This is a genomic window from Nocardia sp. NPDC003999 (assembly GCF_053604885.1).
Window position 1 is genome coordinate 123,952 of sequence record NZ_JBSGIB010000008.1, and the last position, 16,095, is coordinate 140,046.

Genomic DNA, 16,095 nt, shown 5'->3' on the forward strand with positions numbered 1-16,095 from the left:
TCTTGCAGCTGGGCCCGGCGCGCGATGGCGGCCGACCCCACCGCGAAGACCTCGACCAAGAACAACCGCGCGCTGGCCGGGTAGTCCACCAGATACTGGAGATAGGCGCGCAGGATCCGATCCATCCGAGCCACGGCGTCGGTATCGGCCGCCGCGTCTTCCCTCTCGGTGGCGTCGGCGATCCGGTCGAGCAACAAATGCACCGCGCGCTGATAGGCCGCTTCGAAACAGTCTTCTTTGGAGCGGAACTGCTCGTAGAACGTCTCCCTGGACACGCAAGCCCGCTTGAGGATCGCCGCGACCGACGTTCCGATGTAACCGTTCTCGGCCATGGCCTCCGCCGTCGCGACGAGGATTCGTTCGCGCTGCGAAGCGATCACCTGCTCCCGTGGCAGGCCGTGCCTACCTCGGGGGAGGCGTGCGCTGGTGGCCGATTCGGTCATTCGGTGACTCCGGGTGTTCGGTCGAGCTGACTGGGCTGTTCCATTCTGCTCGGTCGGTTCCGCCGACTTGCCGGAAAGGGCCCGCGCCGGAAACGAGTCGCGGGAGCCGTGCAGGGCCGTTCGCCGCGTACCGGTTAGGGTGCCATTGACGAAGGGCCAACTGGCTGTCACAAACGAGAGGACCATCGTGGAGATTTCGGGTTCCGCCGCCATTGTCACCGGAGGCGCATCGGGCCTCGGCGCCGCCACCGCCAAGCGTCTCGCCGATCTCGGCGCCACCGTCTTCGGGCTGGATGTGCCGCAGTCGATCGAGCGCGCCGGCGACAACGTGCCCGCCGGGGTCACCCTCATTCCCGCCGATGTCACCAGCAACGACGAGGTCGGCGCGGCCGTCGCGCAGGTCGTCGAGTCCGGCGCCCCGCTGCGCATCGTGGTCAACTGCGCCGGTGTCGGCTGGGCGGGCCGCATCCTGTCCAAGAACGGCCCGCACGACCTGGAGCTGTTCCGCACGGTCATCACGGTCAACCTGCTCGGCACCTTCAACGTCATGCGGCTGGCCGCCGACGCGATCGCCAAGACCGACGCCGTGGACGAGTACGGCCAGCGCGGCGTCATCATCAACACCGCCTCGGTCGCCGCGTTCGAGGGGCAGATCGGTCAGATCGCCTACTCGGCGTCCAAGGGCGGCGTGCACGGTATGACGGTTCCGGCAGCGCGCGATCTGGCCCAGTTCGGCATCCGGGTGAACACCATCGCTCCCGGCATCATCGACACCCCGATGCTCGCCGGCGTCACCGAGGAGTACCGCAAAGGCCTCGAGGCGGGCGTGCCCTTCCCGTCCCGCCTCGGCCGTCCGGACGAGTACGCGCAGCTGACGCAGTACATCGTCGAGCACGACTACCTCAACGGCGAGACCATCCGCATGGACGGCGCGCTGCGCATGGCGCCGCGGTAATTCCGCTCCGCAGTCCCGGCAGCGCGTGACCCTTCACCGAAGGGTCGCGCGCTGTTCTCATTCCCCCGATTTGTGGCCGATGCCGAGGTAGGCCGTGGTGGACAACGGGCAGTGCGGCCGGTACTTCTCGGCGAGAAACGCTTTCATGACGGCGGCGCGCCGCGCCCAGACCTCCGCGCTCACGTTGTGGCGCATGAGTTCCAACGGGGCGCTGCTGCGCACCATGGTCTCCCACATCTCCTCGGGGCTGCCGAAGGTGAGCGCGATCGAATGCCGCTGGATGGACACGGCTTCGAAGCCCGCACCGCGCATCTCCGATTCGAAGACCTCCGGGTTCTCCAGGCTCAGGAAGTTCGGTTGCGGCTCCTGGATGTCCGGGTCGGCCGCGGTCAAGGCACCGAACATCATCCGCATCAGCGGCGAGTCCGCGATCGGCGCCCAGCTCGACACCACCGCCGTCCCGCCCGGCCGCAACACTCGGAACAGCTCGGCGAACCCACGAGCGCGGTCCGGGAAGAACATCAGTCCGAACATGGAGAACCCGGCGTCGAAATGGTCGGATTCGTACGGCAGTTCTTGTCCGTCACCCACTTGCGCCCGGATATTCACCAGCCCGGCGGCAGCGGCGTTCTTCGCCAAGCGCGCGATCATCGACTCCGCGAAATCGATGGCGTCGACCTGCGCCACGTGACCCGCGGCCAGCAGGCTGAGCGTGCCCGGCCCCGCCGCGACATCCACGATGCGCGATTCCGGCGAGAGCGATGCGAACTCGAGCGCCCGCGCCGAGAACGGTTGCATTATCGCGGGTGCGAACTCGTCATATCCGTCGGCGACGAGATCCCACGGCTCGGCGACGGCAAGCGGGTTTGCGGACATGTCGTGACGATCCTTTCAGGCATCCACATCTAACCGCGCCACCCGGGGGCGAACTCCCCAGTCCTGCGAATATGCCATCCCGCCCGTCACCGTAACCGAGAAATGGCCGAAACGCCGCCGACCGCACCGGCCGCGACCGGAGGACATTGCTGGTCCTCCGGTCGCGGATGGTTCAGAGAGTGCGAGTGAGCCGATCGGTGAGGATGTGGGCGAAGTGCGCCGGATCCTTGAGTTCACCGCCCTCGGCGAGCACCGCCGTGCCGAACAGCAGTTCGGCGGTTTCCGACAGCTCGGTCGCCGTGCCGGCGTCGGCCTTCTCCCGCTCGGCCGCGTACGCGTCGCGCAGGCCGGTGACCAGCGGGTGGGTCGGGTTGAGTTCCAGAATCCGCTTGCTCTCCGGCAGCGCCTGGCCCGAGGCGCGATACATCCGCTCCAGCATCGGCGTGAAGTCGAACACGTCACCGACCAGGCAAGCCGGAGAGGTGGTGAGCCGGTTGGTCAGGCGCACCTCCTTGACGTTCTCCTCCAGCGTCTTGCCCAGCCACGTGAGGACATCGGCGAAGTCCTTGTCCTGCTGCTCGCGCAGCGCCTCGGAGGCCTTCTTCTCCTCCTCGGTCTCCAGATCGACCTCGCCCTTGGCGATGGACTGGAACGCCTTGCCGTCGAATTCCGGTACGGAACCGACCCACATCTCGTCGACCGGGTCGGTCAGGATCAGCACCTCGCGGCCCTTGGCCTTGAACGCCTCCAGATGCGGGGAGCTCTCGACCTGCTGACGGGTCTCGCCGGTCATGTAGTAGATCGTGTCCTGCCCCTCGGGAATCCGCTCCACGTACTGGGCCAGCGTGGTCAGCTCGGTCTCGGAGTTCGTCGAGGCGAACGAGGAGACCTGGAGGATGGTGTCGCGGTTGTCGAAGTCCGAGAGCAGGCCCTCCTTCAGGACGCGGCCGAACTCCTTCCAGAAGGTCTGGTAGCCGGCCTGGTCCTCGGCGCCCTGCAGATCCTTGACCGTGGACAGCACCTTCTTCACCAGACGCTTGCGGATCATCTGGATCTGCCGGTCCTGCTGGAGAATCTCCCGGGAGACGTTGAGCGACAGATCCTGCGCGTCCACCACGCCCTTGACGAAGCGCAGGTACTCCGGCATCAGCTCTTCGCAGTTGTCCATGATGAACACCCGCTTGACGTAGAGCTGGACGCCGCGCTTGTGCTCGCGGGTGAACAGGTCGAACGGCGCGTGCGAGGGGATGAACAGCAGCGCCTGGTACTCGAACGTGCCCTCGGCCTTCAGCGGGATGATCTCCAGCGGATCGTCCCAGCCGTGACTGACGTGCTTGTAGAACTCCTTGTACTCCTCGTCGGAGACCTCGCTCTTGGGGCGCGTCCACAGCGCCTTCATAGAGTTGAGCGTCTGGTCCTCGAGGATCGTCTTCTCCTCGGCGGCCTCGCCTTCGCCCTCGGTGACGGTCCGCTCCACCTGCATGCGGATCGGCCAGGAGATGAAGTCGGAGTACTTCTTGACGATCTCGCGCAGCTTCCACTCCAGCGTGTAGTCGAAGAGGTGATCCTCCTCGTCCACCGGCTTGAGGTGGAGCGCGACCGACGTGCCCTGCGGGGCCTCGTCGAGTTCGGAGATCGTGTAAGTGGAGCTGCCCGCGTTCGACTCCCACCGGGTGGCGGTGGCCTCGCCCGCGCGGCGGGTGGTCAGGGTGACCTTGTCGGCCACCATGAAGGTCGAATAGAAACCGATGCCGAACTGGCCGATCAGCTCCTCGGCGGCGGCCTCGGACTTGGCCTCGTTCAGCTTCCTGCGCAGCTCGGCGGTACCGGACTTGGCGAGGGTGCCGATCAGATCGACCACCTCGGCGCGCGACATGCCGATGCCGTTGTCCCGGACGGTCAGGATCCGCTCGTCCTTGTCGACCTCCAGTTCGATGTGCAGGTCGGAGGTGTCGACGTGCAGATCCTTGTCTCGGAAGGACTCCAGCCGCAGCTTGTCCAGCGCGTCGGAGGAGTTCGAGATCAGCTCCCGCAGGAAGGTGTCCTTGTTGGAGTAGACGGAATGGATCATCAGCTCGAGCAGCTGATGGGTCTCTGCCTGGAACTCGAGTTGTTCGACGTGCTCTGTCACGGTCGCGATGGTACCGCCGTGCGCTGACTACGGAGCCGAAGGTGGGGCCGCCGCGTAACCCGCGACGGTCCCGGGCGACCGCGCATCGGGAACCTGCCGGAAATCGGCGAGACCGGCAACCTCCGCGTCGGCGCGGGTGGTCATCCATTCGCGCAGCACCTGGGTGGCGCGGACGTCGTCCTCGTTGTACTCCAGCAAACGGGTGCGCTGGGTCGCGTCGGGCGTGGCGCCGTCGTAGCCGACCGCGAGCCGGTACCAGCTCATCGACGCCTCGCCGCTCGCCTCGGGATCACGCCACGAGAACCCGGCGACCGGCGCGATCTTCTTCAACCCCTTGCCGTTCGGGCAGATGAACTGGTCGGAGACGGCTTGGAACATGTCCACCCATTGCGGTCCGTCCACGAACGCGCGCACCTGCTCCACCGTCGGCACGCCGGGCCTGCCCGCGAACCGGCGCGCCGATTCGTACAGCCACTTGTCTTCCGCCGTGCGCGAATAGCAGTACGCGGCAAATGTTCTGCCCGTCGCGGTCGCCTCGGCGCGCACCGTCATCAGCCAGGTCCAGAACTCGCCGAAAGAGCGGCCCTCGTCCTCGGTGGGCAACGGATCCCAGGTGACGAACGGGCGGTACACGCCGTTCAGCAGCGTTCCCCACAGGTACGCGCCGTACTCCTGGAAGCTCTCCAGATCGACGTCGACCTCCACATCCGCCCGCCGCACTTGCACGCTCTCGACCCGCCGCACCAGCGGGGCGCCGACGATCCACGCCCGCGCGGTGACCACGGCCTCGTCGAACGGGCCGTGCTGCCAATCCTCGGGCTCCTCACCCACCCACGCGGCGAGTTCATCGATGGTCTCGACGTTGTGCCTGCGCAGCACCTCGGCGCGGGAGCCGGGCGCCACCAGGCTGACGTCACGATGCTCGATCAGCCAGCCCTCGCAGCTCGGGCCATCGACTCCTCGCGTCCACCACGGGCACTGCCTGCACTCGGGCACCTTCGACGGGATGGTGGGCAGCTCGCCGCGCACCACCGCGATCCGGTCGGCGTAGCGGCGGTCGTAATCGGCCAGCAGCGGCGCCAGGTCGTGGACCAGGATGCGATCGAAATCGAAGCCGATGACGCCGCCGACCAGCGCGGGGCTGGCCAGGCCGTGCCGTTGCAGCATCCGGTGCAGGTGGGCGAGCCGCTGTTGGTCGCGGGGCTGCTGGCGTAGCTTGCGGTGCGGATCCGGTTGCGGGTCCCAGTGATACGGGTCCGAGGTGGTGGGGTGGAAGTCGGCGCGCTCGGGTTGACGCGGGTCGGTCACCTTGTGGTTCACCACGATGATCGGGATGTAGCCGCCGCGTTCGACGTCGCGCAGCAGGATCTCCGAACCTCCGCGCCTGCCGGTGTCCGGCTCCTGCGGTAGCAGTCCGCCCCAGATGTGCCGTGCCCCGATTTCGCACGCGCGCATCGTCGCTTCGGCGCGCTCGGCGGCGCGCAGTCCGGGATCGATCACCACCCAGGCATCGGGGTCCGCGCCGACCAGCGCGTCGCGCACTCGGGCGCGGTGTGCGACGGCGGCGTCCCGGCGCTGGCGTACGCCCGCGTCCTCGACGATCCCCGCCAATGCCTCGGGGTGCGCGGCGTCCATACGCAGGCGATGGCGGCAGCCGATCAGCGCCCTGGCATCGATGAAGGCGGCCGGCACGTCGGTGGCCCGATCCACGGCCGTTCCGTTGCGCTTGCGACCATCCCGGTCACCGATGTCCGAATCCACGCTAAGCAGTATGGTCCCTCCCCCCGACAGTGTTGAATTTCAGCGCTGTGTTGGTCTGGCCGCGACTTCGTCGCGGCGTGTTCGCGGCCCCCTTGTGGCTCACGTCCGAGCGACCGCCGCTGGCGACTGCGTCGCGAACGCGGCGGCCACTCGGACGTGAGCCGGGCCGCGAACGGCGCATGCTCGGTCTCGCTTCGCTCGAAACCGGGGGTACGGTGCGCTGGGCGCGTAGGGCGGTGACCCGCACATACGCGGTACTCACATTGGCGATCGCGTCGACCCCACTGCCGACAACACCACTTCACTTCGAACCACGGAGCGCGCCGCTCGGTACGGACGATGTTCCAGGCGGTGGTGCGGCGTGGCCGCTCGACGTCGACCAGCACGGCACCGGATGGAGAAAGGAAGCCTTGCCGACCAGTCGCTCGGCTGGGATGGGAATTGCCGGGCGCCGTGCGCGCGGGCCGCACTACTCTCGCAGCTGACGGCGTGGACCCGATAGGGTAACGGCAAAGCGTGTGACATGGGCGGACGGGCTTCCCCGGCGTCGTACTGCCATGGCGAACCAGCATGACGGAGGGCCTTCGATGGGGTTGTTCACGAAGCGCAAGCGGCGGCCGAGCCGCAGGGCCGAGGCGAAAGCCCTCAAGCACAAGGCCGTGATGGAGGCCAAGCTCGTCGCGAAGAACGACCGCAAAGCGCGCCGGGCCGAGGCCCGCACCCAGCGCAAGGTCGCCAAGGCGCAGATCGCGACGTTCCAGGCGGAGGAGAAGGCCGCGCTCAAGGTGGCGGCCAAGGCCGAACGCGATCCGTTCAGCGCCGGTCAGGTGAAGAAATACCTCGGGGTGGCCCGTGTGCTCATCCCGGTACTCGCTCCGCTCGCCTACCGCGGCGCGACCTTCCTGCGCGGACAGCTCGACACCCGCCGCGCCCAACAGCTCGGCGTCGGCATCGACCAGCTCGGCGACTTCACCGGACACGGCGCGAAGCTGCAGGCGCGGATCACGAATGCCGAAGCGGCGCTGACGAAGATCGGCTCGCAGGACGGCAAGGACAAGGGCGAGGCGCAGAAGTTCGTCGCCGCCACCAAGGACCGCCTCGGCAGCCTGACGGCCGCCGTGCACACCTCCGACCAGATGCCCGCCAATCGCCGCCGTTCCGTGCACGCGTCGATCTCCCACGAGCTGTCCGGGATCGAGTCGGACATTCTGGCCCGGCTCGGCGTGCGCTGAGTTTCCTCGTCCCGATGTCTCCGCACCCGATCACCGGCCACCTGCGTGGCGGCCTGGTCGGCGTGCTGGTCGGCGTGCTCGCCGTCGCCGCACACGGTGCGGCGGGTGGCGGTGCGCCGGGCTCCACCGAGCTGACGCTGCTGTTGCTGATCGCCGCCGGAGTCGGCTCGGCCGCGGGAACCGCACGAGCGTGCCCGCGCCCGTCCGTCGTGGCCGGGCTGCTCGGCGCGGGCCAGCTGCTGAGCCACGCCGCGCTGTCGGTGCTGGTCGACCACGACCATTCCGGAACCACGGACGCCACAACGATTTCCCCGCTGCCGACCGGATGGATGCTGCTCGCGCACACCGTCGCGACGGTCGCTTGCGCGGCACTGATCATCCTCGCCGAGCGGCTTTCCGCCGCCGCCTCCGGTGCACTGCGCGTGATTCTCGCTCCGCCGCGGCGGATGCGAATCGCCGGCGCGCCGCTCTGGGCTGATCCCGGCCTACCGCCCTATCGCTGTGCTCCGCTGGGTGCGCTCGGTCCTCGCGCGCCGCCGGTGTCGGTCTGATCCTCCGACACCCATTCCTCTCGCACAGGAGACCTCAGCATGCCCAGCTCGATTTCGCGCGCCGTCACGACGACGGTCGCCACAACGGCACTCGTTCTGCTCGCGGGCGGCGCCGCCGCGGCACACGTCACGGTGGACGCGCCCGGCGCGGCGCAAGGCGGATACGCCGTCGCCACCTTCCGGGTGCCCACCGAATCGGACACCGCCAGCACCACCGCGCTCACCGTCACCCTGCCCAACCTGAAATCCGCTCGGAACGAACCGATTCCGGGATGGTCGGCCAAGGTCGAACGCAACGACAAGAAGGAGATCACCGCGATCACCTGGACCGCCGATCCCGGCGCACCGGGCATTCCGCCCGGACAGTTCCAGCGTTTCGCGCTGTCCGTCGGCCCACTGCCCGCCCTGGACTCGGTGAGCTTCCCCGCCAAGCAGACCTATTCCGACGGCAAGGTGGTCAACTGGGATCAACCGGTCCAGCAGAACGGCGACGAACCGGAACATCCGGCCCCGTCGATCACCCTGGCCGCCGCGAAAGACCACGCGGACGGGCACGCGGTGAGCAGCGAAGCCGAAGACGAAGACGCCGACCACGAGGACCAGACGGCCCGCTGGCTCGGCGGGATCGGTCTGGCCCTCGGCTTGCTCGGTGTCGCGCTCGGCGTCGGCAACGTGATCCGCGGGCGGCGCGCATGAGCCGCCGCCTCCTCGCCGCCCTCGTGGCGGGACTGTTTCTGCTCGGGTTCGGCATCGCCGCAACGGGAGTCGCCGCCGCGCACTCCGCCGCGACCGGCAGCGTCCCGGAGGACAACGCGACCGTAGACGCGGGCCCGGACCGCGCCAGCGTCACGTTCAACGAGGAACTCCAGCCCAGCTTCCCGTCGCTCACCGTCGTCGGACCGGACGGCAATCTGTGGTCCAAGGGCGATCCGGTGGTCGAGGGCAAGACGGTAAGCGTCGCCGTAGGCGAGCTGGGCCCGGTCGGCGAATACACCATCGCCTATCGGGTGACCTCGGCCGACGGCCACCCGGTCAGCGGCAAACGGCACTTCATGCTGGGCAAGCCGGGCAACGGCACGCCGGGGCCGAAGCCGAACGCGAAGGCGAACGACAGCTCGGACGGCTCGGACGGGATCCCGCTGTGGGTGTTCGTCGTCGGCGCGGTCGTGTTGTTCGGCGGCGGGCTCGCGTTCGCCTTGTTCGGCGGCAGGAGCCGCGACCAGAAGCGGTGAGCGACGTGAAGACCGGCGGCCGGGACGGCGCTCGGCGCGCCCCCGGCCGGATGCCATGGCCCGCGGTGTTGCTGACCTTCCCGGCGGGGCTGCTTGGCGTCGTACTCGCCTGGGTCCTGATCCTTCCTGGACCGCTGCCGGGGGAGGCCGTGGTCCGGGTGGTCGCCGACGGCATCGGGGCCACCGCGCTCGGGTTGGCCGCGCTGCCCAGGGTGGCGCCGCGCTCGCGGACACCATGGCGGTTGCTCGCGGTACTCGCCGGGGTTTGGGCGGTGGCCGAATTCGCCGTGCTGGTCTTCGAGGCCGCGGAGGTGGTCGGCGTTCCGGTGAGCCGACTCGGCGCCGGAGAGTTCGGCACCTATCTGGTCGACGTCAGCGGCGGGCAGGTCGGGATCGCGATCCTGGTCGGCGTCGCGACGGTGGCAGGTGGATCGGCGCTGGCCTTCCGGCGGCCCGAGTCCGCCTCCGCCGATCTGGTGCTGGTGTTCGCGGCGGTCGCGCTGGCGTTGCGGCCGATCACCGGGCACATGTCGCAACAGGCGTTCGGGTCGGTTCTCGCCGCGGTGCACGCGTTGGCGGCGGGCGCCTGGTTCGGGTTGCTGGTCGCGCTGGCGCTGGTCGTGCGGACCCGCGGCGAGTGGGCGGCCGTGCTGCCCAGGTATTCGGCGGTGGCGCTGCCCCTGGTGGCGGTCGTGGCGGTGACGGGGCTGCTCAACGGGCTGATCCGGGTCGGTGGGGTGGCTCCGTTCGTCAGCACCGGTTACGGCCGGATTCTGCTCGCCAAGACCGTGGTGCTGCTCGGCTTGCTGGCGCTCGGCTGGTGGTGGCGGCGCAGTTGGGTGCCGAAGGCGGCCGACCACCGGATGGACGCGAAGGACTCGCTGCGCCGCGCGGTAGCCGAGGTGGTCGTGATGGCGCTCGCCTTCGGCCTCGCCGCGACTCTCGCGGTAACAGCCTGAGCCGCAGCTCCGCGTCCCGGTTACGTACCTCCGCCGTCGCTCCGGCCATGCGCGGGCCGAGGACGGACTGCGTCCGACCGCACCCGTTAAGGTCTGCGCATGACCGAAGTGAAGATCGTCGAGGATTGCGTGGCCTCGGCGGAGTCCGCGTTCGCCTACGTGAACGACTACCGGAACCTGTCGCGGTTCCTGCACGGTATCCAGTCCTTCACCCCGGTCGGGGAGCAGACCGAAGGCGTCGGCGCCACCTTCGACGGGCACATGAAACTTGGGCCCGCCTCGCTGAAGTCGCGGATCCGAGTGATCCGCTGGGAGAGGGACTTCGCCATCGGCGTCGAGTCCATCAAGGGTTTCGACGTCGAATCCACCTTCTTGTTCCACGCCAAGGGCGACAGGTTGTGCACGGTCGACGCGATCGTGGACTTCCGGGTGCCAGGCGGCTTGGCGGGACGGGCCCTCGGCAAGACCATCGAGCCGTTCGTCAAGATCGCCGTGCAGCACACCACCCACAACCTCGTCACCCAGATAGCGGCGTTCCACGCGCGCTCTGTTTGATTTGCCGCGACTTCGTCGCGCGCTGCCACCGGTTGTCGGACCGTAGGTGAGGCTCGGGCTGTCATGCTGGAGGGGTGAGTGCTACACCCTCGGTCGGACAGCGGATCGGTTATATCTTCGGCAGGACCCTGCCGGAATCGATGTCCGATTGGGTGCGGGAGGATCTGGTCGGGCCGGGCGCTACGCGGCGTTACCTGCTGCGGTTTCTGGTGCCGGTGCTTCCGGTGCTCATGCTGTTCCTGTTGCTGCCCGGCCCCCTGTGGATGGGTCTGGCGATGATGGCGCTGTTGTACATCCCGCTGATCTACTTCACCGTGGCGCTGCTGTACGTCTACCGGCGCCATCGGCTGATCAAGCACGGTCTCGACCCCGCGCTCGCGGATGCCGACGCCCGCCGTCGGGGCGAGCATGAGCGGCTGGAGTACGAGCGCCGACACGGACGTGGATGACCCGCATCGAGACCTGGCGGTGCCTTCTACCACAGGCATAGCCTGGAGGAATGAAAACCCCCACGTTGACGCAGCGGATCGCCTACGATCTCGGCCGCGAGCTCCCCGAGGAGCTGCACGAGTGGGTTACCCACGACCTCGTCGGACACGGGGCCATGGAACGCTATCTCGTCCGCTTCATCGGGCCGATCATCCCGTTCTTCGCCCTGGTACTGCTGTTCCCCGGGCCGATGCCGCTGAAGATCGGCTTGATCGTGATGATGATCGTTCCGCTGATCGTCTTCACGGTCGCGCTGAGTTACGTCTGGCGCCGCTTCCGCTTGGTCCAGCACGGCCTGAACCCCGACCTGGTCGACCACGGAAAGTGCACCGAACACGACCGCGACCTGTACGAACTGCGCTACGGCCACAGATAACACCGCCGCCCCCAGAAGTAACGCGCCGATCGACCACGCGCGAGGGCAGCCGACGCCCATCGACCGAAGCCTGACGCTCGGACGCCAGCCATAGGGGGGCCGCAAACCCCCAGCGCCGCAGGCGCTGGAAAATGAACGCCATGACGGAATCGCAGAATGTAATCGCCACCGCAGATCTGGCCGACGAGATCGGCCCGGAGATCCGCAGCTGCGACACGCAGTTCATCCAGTTCGGCGGGCGGGCGGCATTCTCCGGACGCATCACCACGATCCGTTGCTTCCAGGACAATCTGCTGGTCAAGCAGACGCTCGGCGAGCCGGGCGACGGCAAGGTACTGGTGGTGGACGGCGGTGCGAGCGTGCACACGGCGCTGGTCGGCGACATCATCGCCGGGCGCGGCGTGGAGAACGGCTGGGCGGGCGTCATCGTCAACGGCGCCGTTCGCGACTCCGCCATCCTGCGCACCCTGAACATCGGCATCAAGGCGCTGGGCACCAACCCACGCAAGAGCACCCAGACCGGCAGCGGCGACCGCGATGTACCGGTCGAGTTCGGCGGGGTCACCTTCGTCCCCGGCGACATGCTCTACAGCGACCACGACGGCATCGTGGTACGCGCCGAGGATTGAGCCGGTGCGGCGGCGCGCCCGAATCCGCCCGTTCGCCGCGACCCGGCGGCGATCAGGCGGACACGATCGCCTTGTGACCGGCGAGCGCGACCACATCACCGATGTGCAGTTGCCGCCCGCGCCGCAGTTCCACCTCGTCGTTCACCCGCACCAATCCGGCGGCGATCACCGTCTTCGCCTCCGAACCCGAATCGATCAGGTTGGCCAGCTTCAGAAACTGGCCGAGCCGAATAACGTCGTCATCGATCGGTACTTCGACTGGTTCCGACATGGGGTAAATACTTACTACCCCATCCGAACTCGCCGAACACCGCCCCAGGTCCCCAGCGATCTCCGGGCAACTATGCCGCACTCCCGCTCCGCGCACAAATCGGAACGTCTCGACCGTATGCAACGAATTCACACCGATTTGGTCGGCCGCTCCGCCCAGGTCAGCGCGGAATCACAAAAGTTCGTCGTCGAGCCTTCTCGGCGGCGAACACGCCGCGCTCGAGTCCGGACCGTACAAACACCGCACAAACACGCGCGCCGCAGGCTTGGCAAATCCGACACACTCACGTACACACTGGTTCCGTGACCTCCACGCAAGCCCAGCAACACCTCGACACCGCACCACCGGCGGATAAACCGACTCCGCCGGTTCCACACCGTGGTCATGGCCGACTTTCGGAAGTGCCGCATATCGCGGGTTTGACGCTCGGTGTATTCGCGGTGCTGTGCTTCCTGTGGAGCCTCTCGCCCGCGCTGCGTTTCCTGACCCAGGTGCCGCGCCGCTATATCGATACCTATTACTTCGACGCGCCGGACACGAACCTGATGTGGGCGCTGGTGGTCGGGCTGACGGCCGGCGCGATCACCAGCCGCAAACGGATCGCCTGGTGGTTGCTGATCGGCTATCTCGCGATCTACACGGTGGTCAACGCCATGGCCTTCGCCGAGCGCGGCAGTATTCACGCGCTGGTGGCGATGGTGGTGCACCTAGCCGTGATCGGCGTGCTCATCGCGGCATGGCCGGAGTTCTACACCAAGGTGCGCCGCGGCGCCGGGTGGAAAGCGCTCGGCGTGCTGGTCGGTGGACTGGCGATCGGCGCGCTGCTGGGGTGGGGACTCGTGGAAATGTTCCCCGGCAGTCTTCCGCCGGGCCTGCAGCGGCCTGGGTGGGCGATCTACCGGGTGACCGCGGCGGTGCTGGCGGACAACGAGCATTTCGACGGACATCCACGACCGTTCGTCAACTTCCTGCTCGGCCTGTTCGGCGCTGTCGCGCTGCTGGCCGCGGTGGTCATCCTGCTGCGCTCGCAGCGGGCGGCGAACGCGATGACCGGCACCGACGAGTCGGCGCTGCGCGGACTGCTGGAGCGCTCGGACGTGGAGGATTCGCTCGGCTACTTCGCCACCCGCCGGGACAAGGGGGTGGTGTTCGCGCCGAGCGGCAAGGCGGCGGTGACCTATCGGGTGGAACTGGGCGTCTCTCTGGCCAGTGGTGACCCGATCGGCATCCGCGAGGCATGGCCGCAGGCCATCGATGCCTGGCTGCGGGAGGCCGATCAGTTCGGTTGGGCGCCCGCGGTGATGGGCGCGAGCGAGGTCGGGGCGACGGCGTACCGGCGGGCGGGTCTTTCCGCGCTGCGCCTCGGTGACGAAGCCATTCTGGATACCAGGAACTTCTCGCTGGCCGGACCCGAGATGAAGCCGGTGCGTCAGGCCGCCAACCGGCTGCGCAAGCACGGTGTCGTGGTCCGCATCCGCAGGCATCGCGATATCCCCGCCGAAGAGTTCCGCAGGATCATCGCCCGCGCCGATGCCTGGCGCGACACCGAGACCGAGCGTGGGTTCTCCATGGCGCTGGGCAGGCTGGGCGATGCGCTGGACGGCGACTGCTTGCTGGTCGAGGCCGTCAATCCGCAGGACCGGGTGCTCGGCATGCTGTCGCTGGTGCCGTGGGGCCGCACCGGCGTCTCGCTGGAGCTGATGCGCCGCGACCCCGGGGGTCCCAACGGCGTGATGGAGCTGATGATCTCGCAGCTCGCGCTGCATTCCGAGCTGTACGGCATCACCAAGGTATCGCTGAACTTCGCGGTGTTCCGCTCGGTGTTCGAGGAGGGCGGCCGGATCGGAGCCGGTCCCGTGCTGCGCTTGTGGCGCGGCGTGCTGCTGTTCTTCTCCCGCTGGTGGCAGTTGGAGGCGCTGTATCGCTCGAATGTGAAGTATCAGCCGCACTGGGTGCCCCGGTTCTTCCTGTTCGAAGATCGCAGGCACCTCCCCCGCGTCGCGATGGCCAGCGCGCTGGCGGAGGGCTTCCTGCCCCGGTTCGGCAAGGAGCCGGACACCGCGATCCACACCGGCGAACATGTCGCGGTGCCCGCCACCGTGACGGGCCTGCACACCGACGGCAGCGCGCCGGATATCCCCGAGCACGAGAGTGCGGAGCAGTTGCCACGCAGACCTGAACAGGTTCGCGTGCGCATGGACAAACTGGCGCGGCTGACGGATTCCGGCATAGATCCCTATCCCGTCGCCTACCCGCCGACGCACACCGTCGCCGATGCGCGGCGTTCCCCGCGCGGCACCACGGTCCGGGTCTGCGGCAGGTTGCTGCGCATCCGCGACTACGGCGGCGTGATCTTCGCGGTGGTCCGCGACTGGACCGACGACATCCAACTCGTCATCGATCGCGACCGGGTCGGCGCCGCCCGAAGCGCCGAGTTCGGCGAGTTCTTCGATCTGGGCGACCTGATCGAGGTGAGCGGTCAGATCGGGGCCAGCAGGCGCGGTGAGCTGTCGCTGCTCGCGGCGGACTGGCGGATGCTGGGCAAATGCCTGCACCCGCTACCGGACAAGTGGAAGGGACTGGCCGATCCCGAGGCCAGGGTGCGGCAGCGCTACGTCGACATGGCGATCAACACCGAGATCCGCGAGGTGCTGGCCAAACGGAGCGCGGTGATGCGCTCGCTGCGGGACTCGCTGAACTCCCTGGGTTACCTGGAAGTGGAGACGCCGATCCTGCAACAGGTGCACGGCGGCGCCAACGCCACGCCGTTCCTCACCCACATCAACGCCTACGACCTCGACCTGTACCTGCGCATCGCCCCCGAGCTGTATCTGAAGCGGCTGTGCGTCGGCGGAATGGAGAAGGTGTTCGAGATCGGGCGCACCTTCCGCAACGAGGGCGTCGACTTCAGCCACAATCCCGAGTTCACCATTCTCGAGGCCTATGAGGCGCACAGCGACTACGAGCGCATGATGCACACCTGCCGACGGCTGATCCAGAACGCCGCGATCGCGGCCAACGGCGCCATGGTGGCCCTGCGGCCCCGTGGCGACGGGACCTTCGAGGAGGTGGACATCTCCGGCGAGTGGCGGGTGCGGACGGTGCACGGCGCGGTGTCGGAGGCGATCGGTACGGAGATCACACCCGAGACCCAGGTCGAGGAGTTGCGCCAACTGTGCGAAAAGGCCGAGGTGCCCTGTCAGCACGGCTGGGACGCCGGACAGGTGGTGCTGGAGATGTACGAGCACTTGGTCGAATCCCACACCCAGGAGCCGACTTTCTACATAAACTTCCCGACTTCGGTGTCCCCGTTGACCAGACAGCACCGCAGCATCCCGGGCGTGACCGAGCGCTGGGACCTGGTCGCCTGGGGTGTCGAACTCGGCACCGCCTATAGCGAACTCACCGATCCCGTGGAGCAGCGCCGCAGGCTCACCGAGCAGTCACTGCTCGCGGCCAACGGTGACCCCGAGGCGATGGAGCTCGACGAGGACTTCTTACAGGCGCTCGAGCACGCCATGCCGCCGACCGGCGGGCTCGGCATGGGCGTGGACCGGATCGTCATGCTGATCACCGGACGCAGCATCCGCGAGACACTGCCGTTCCCCTTGGTGAAACCACGCTGACCGAGCCTT

General features: G+C 68.0%; 15 protein-coding genes and 1 pseudogene. 11 read left to right on the forward strand and 5 right to left on the reverse strand.

All coding sequences use genetic code 11. The features are described from left to right. Nucleotides 1–227: 227 nt before the first annotated feature. Nucleotides 228–656, reverse strand: a pseudogene (locus tag ACWESM_RS18045) (TetR/AcrR family transcriptional regulator); the annotation flags it as partial. Between ACWESM_RS18045 and ACWESM_RS18050 the strand changes: the two are divergent. Next, complete coding sequence (locus tag ACWESM_RS18050) at nt 631–1,398, forward strand: SDR family NAD(P)-dependent oxidoreductase (protein ID WP_355073304.1); 768 nt, start codon at nt 631–633, stop codon at nt 1,396–1,398. The pseudogene ACWESM_RS18045 and the gene ACWESM_RS18050 sit on opposite strands and share 26 nt — an antisense overlap. Nucleotides 1,399–1,455: 57 nt before the next feature. Here the strand turns inward: ACWESM_RS18050 and ACWESM_RS18055 are convergent, their stop codons facing one another. The 3 genes from ACWESM_RS18055 to ACWESM_RS18065 form a co-directional block, all read right to left on the reverse strand. Next, nucleotides 1,456–2,274, reverse strand: a complete 819-nt coding sequence (locus tag ACWESM_RS18055) for a class I SAM-dependent methyltransferase (protein ID WP_355073305.1) — start codon at nt 2,272–2,274, stop codon at nt 1,456–1,458. Between the two features lie 172 nt (nt 2,275–2,446). Beyond that, nucleotides 2,447–4,405, reverse strand: coding sequence for a molecular chaperone HtpG (gene htpG, locus ACWESM_RS18060; protein WP_452492685.1), 1,959 nt, complete (start codon nt 4,403–4,405; stop codon nt 2,447–2,449). Nucleotides 4,406–4,432: 27 nt separating this feature from the next. Then, on the reverse strand, nt 4,433–6,040 hold the full coding sequence (locus ACWESM_RS18065) for a TM0106 family RecB-like putative nuclease (protein ID WP_355073760.1): 1,608 nt from the start codon (nt 6,038–6,040) through the stop codon (nt 4,433–4,435). A gap of 713 nt (nt 6,041–6,753) precedes the next feature. Here ACWESM_RS18065 and ACWESM_RS18070 point away from each other — a divergent pair. From ACWESM_RS18070 to rraA, 9 genes are all read left to right on the forward strand, one after another. Then, complete coding sequence (locus ACWESM_RS18070; protein ID WP_355073309.1) at nt 6,754–7,398, forward strand: DUF6474 family protein; 645 nt, start codon at nt 6,754–6,756, stop codon at nt 7,396–7,398. Between the two features lie 14 nt (nt 7,399–7,412). Continuing rightward, nucleotides 7,413–7,949 (forward strand): hypothetical protein, encoded by a 537-nt coding sequence (locus ACWESM_RS18075; protein WP_452492687.1) that lies wholly within the window; start codon nt 7,413–7,415, stop codon nt 7,947–7,949. Nucleotides 7,950–7,988: 39 nt separating this feature from the next. Then, the gene (locus tag ACWESM_RS18080; RefSeq protein WP_364434040.1) at nt 7,989–8,645 is read left to right on the forward strand and encodes a YcnI family protein; all 657 of its coding nucleotides are present in this window, start codon (nt 7,989–7,991) and stop codon (nt 8,643–8,645) included. Further along, nucleotides 8,642–9,181 carry a copper resistance CopC family protein gene (locus tag ACWESM_RS18085; RefSeq protein WP_452492689.1) on the forward strand — a complete coding sequence of 180 codons (540 nt, stop codon included), beginning with the start codon at nt 8,642–8,644 and terminating at the stop codon, nt 9,179–9,181. Before ACWESM_RS18080 ends, ACWESM_RS18085 begins: the two co-directional genes overlap by 4 nt. Nucleotides 9,182–9,231: 50 nt before the next feature. Beyond that, on the forward strand, nt 9,232–10,140 hold the full coding sequence (locus ACWESM_RS18090) for a CopD family protein (RefSeq protein ID WP_397278865.1): 909 nt from the start codon (nt 9,232–9,234) through the stop codon (nt 10,138–10,140). A gap of 99 nt (nt 10,141–10,239) precedes the next feature. Continuing rightward, nucleotides 10,240–10,695, forward strand: a complete 456-nt coding sequence (locus ACWESM_RS18095; protein WP_355073317.1) for an SRPBCC family protein — start codon at nt 10,240–10,242, stop codon at nt 10,693–10,695. 74 nt (nt 10,696–10,769) lie between these two features. Continuing rightward, nucleotides 10,770–11,144 (forward strand): DUF5313 family protein, encoded by a 375-nt coding sequence (locus ACWESM_RS18100; protein WP_397278776.1) that lies wholly within the window; start codon nt 10,770–10,772, stop codon nt 11,142–11,144. Nucleotides 11,145–11,194: 50 nt separating this feature from the next. Next, nucleotides 11,195–11,560 carry a DUF5313 family protein gene (locus tag ACWESM_RS18105; RefSeq protein ID WP_355073320.1) on the forward strand — a complete coding sequence of 122 codons (366 nt, stop codon included), beginning with the start codon at nt 11,195–11,197 and terminating at the stop codon, nt 11,558–11,560. A gap of 140 nt (nt 11,561–11,700) precedes the next feature. After that, on the forward strand, nt 11,701–12,189 hold the full coding sequence (gene rraA / locus ACWESM_RS18110; protein WP_364434054.1) for a ribonuclease E activity regulator RraA: 489 nt from the start codon (nt 11,701–11,703) through the stop codon (nt 12,187–12,189). A 52-nt stretch (nt 12,190–12,241) separates the two neighbouring features. Here the strand turns inward: rraA and ACWESM_RS18115 are convergent, their stop codons facing one another. Next, nucleotides 12,242–12,460 (reverse strand): RNA-binding S4 domain-containing protein, encoded by a 219-nt coding sequence (locus ACWESM_RS18115; RefSeq protein WP_039794186.1) that lies wholly within the window; start codon nt 12,458–12,460, stop codon nt 12,242–12,244. A gap of 302 nt (nt 12,461–12,762) precedes the next feature. Between ACWESM_RS18115 and lysX the strand changes: the two genes are divergently transcribed. Next, complete coding sequence (gene lysX / locus ACWESM_RS18120; protein ID WP_364434058.1) at nt 12,763–16,086, forward strand: bifunctional lysylphosphatidylglycerol synthetase/lysine--tRNA ligase LysX; 3,324 nt, start codon at nt 12,763–12,765, stop codon at nt 16,084–16,086. Nucleotides 16,087–16,095 lie beyond the last annotated feature (9 nt).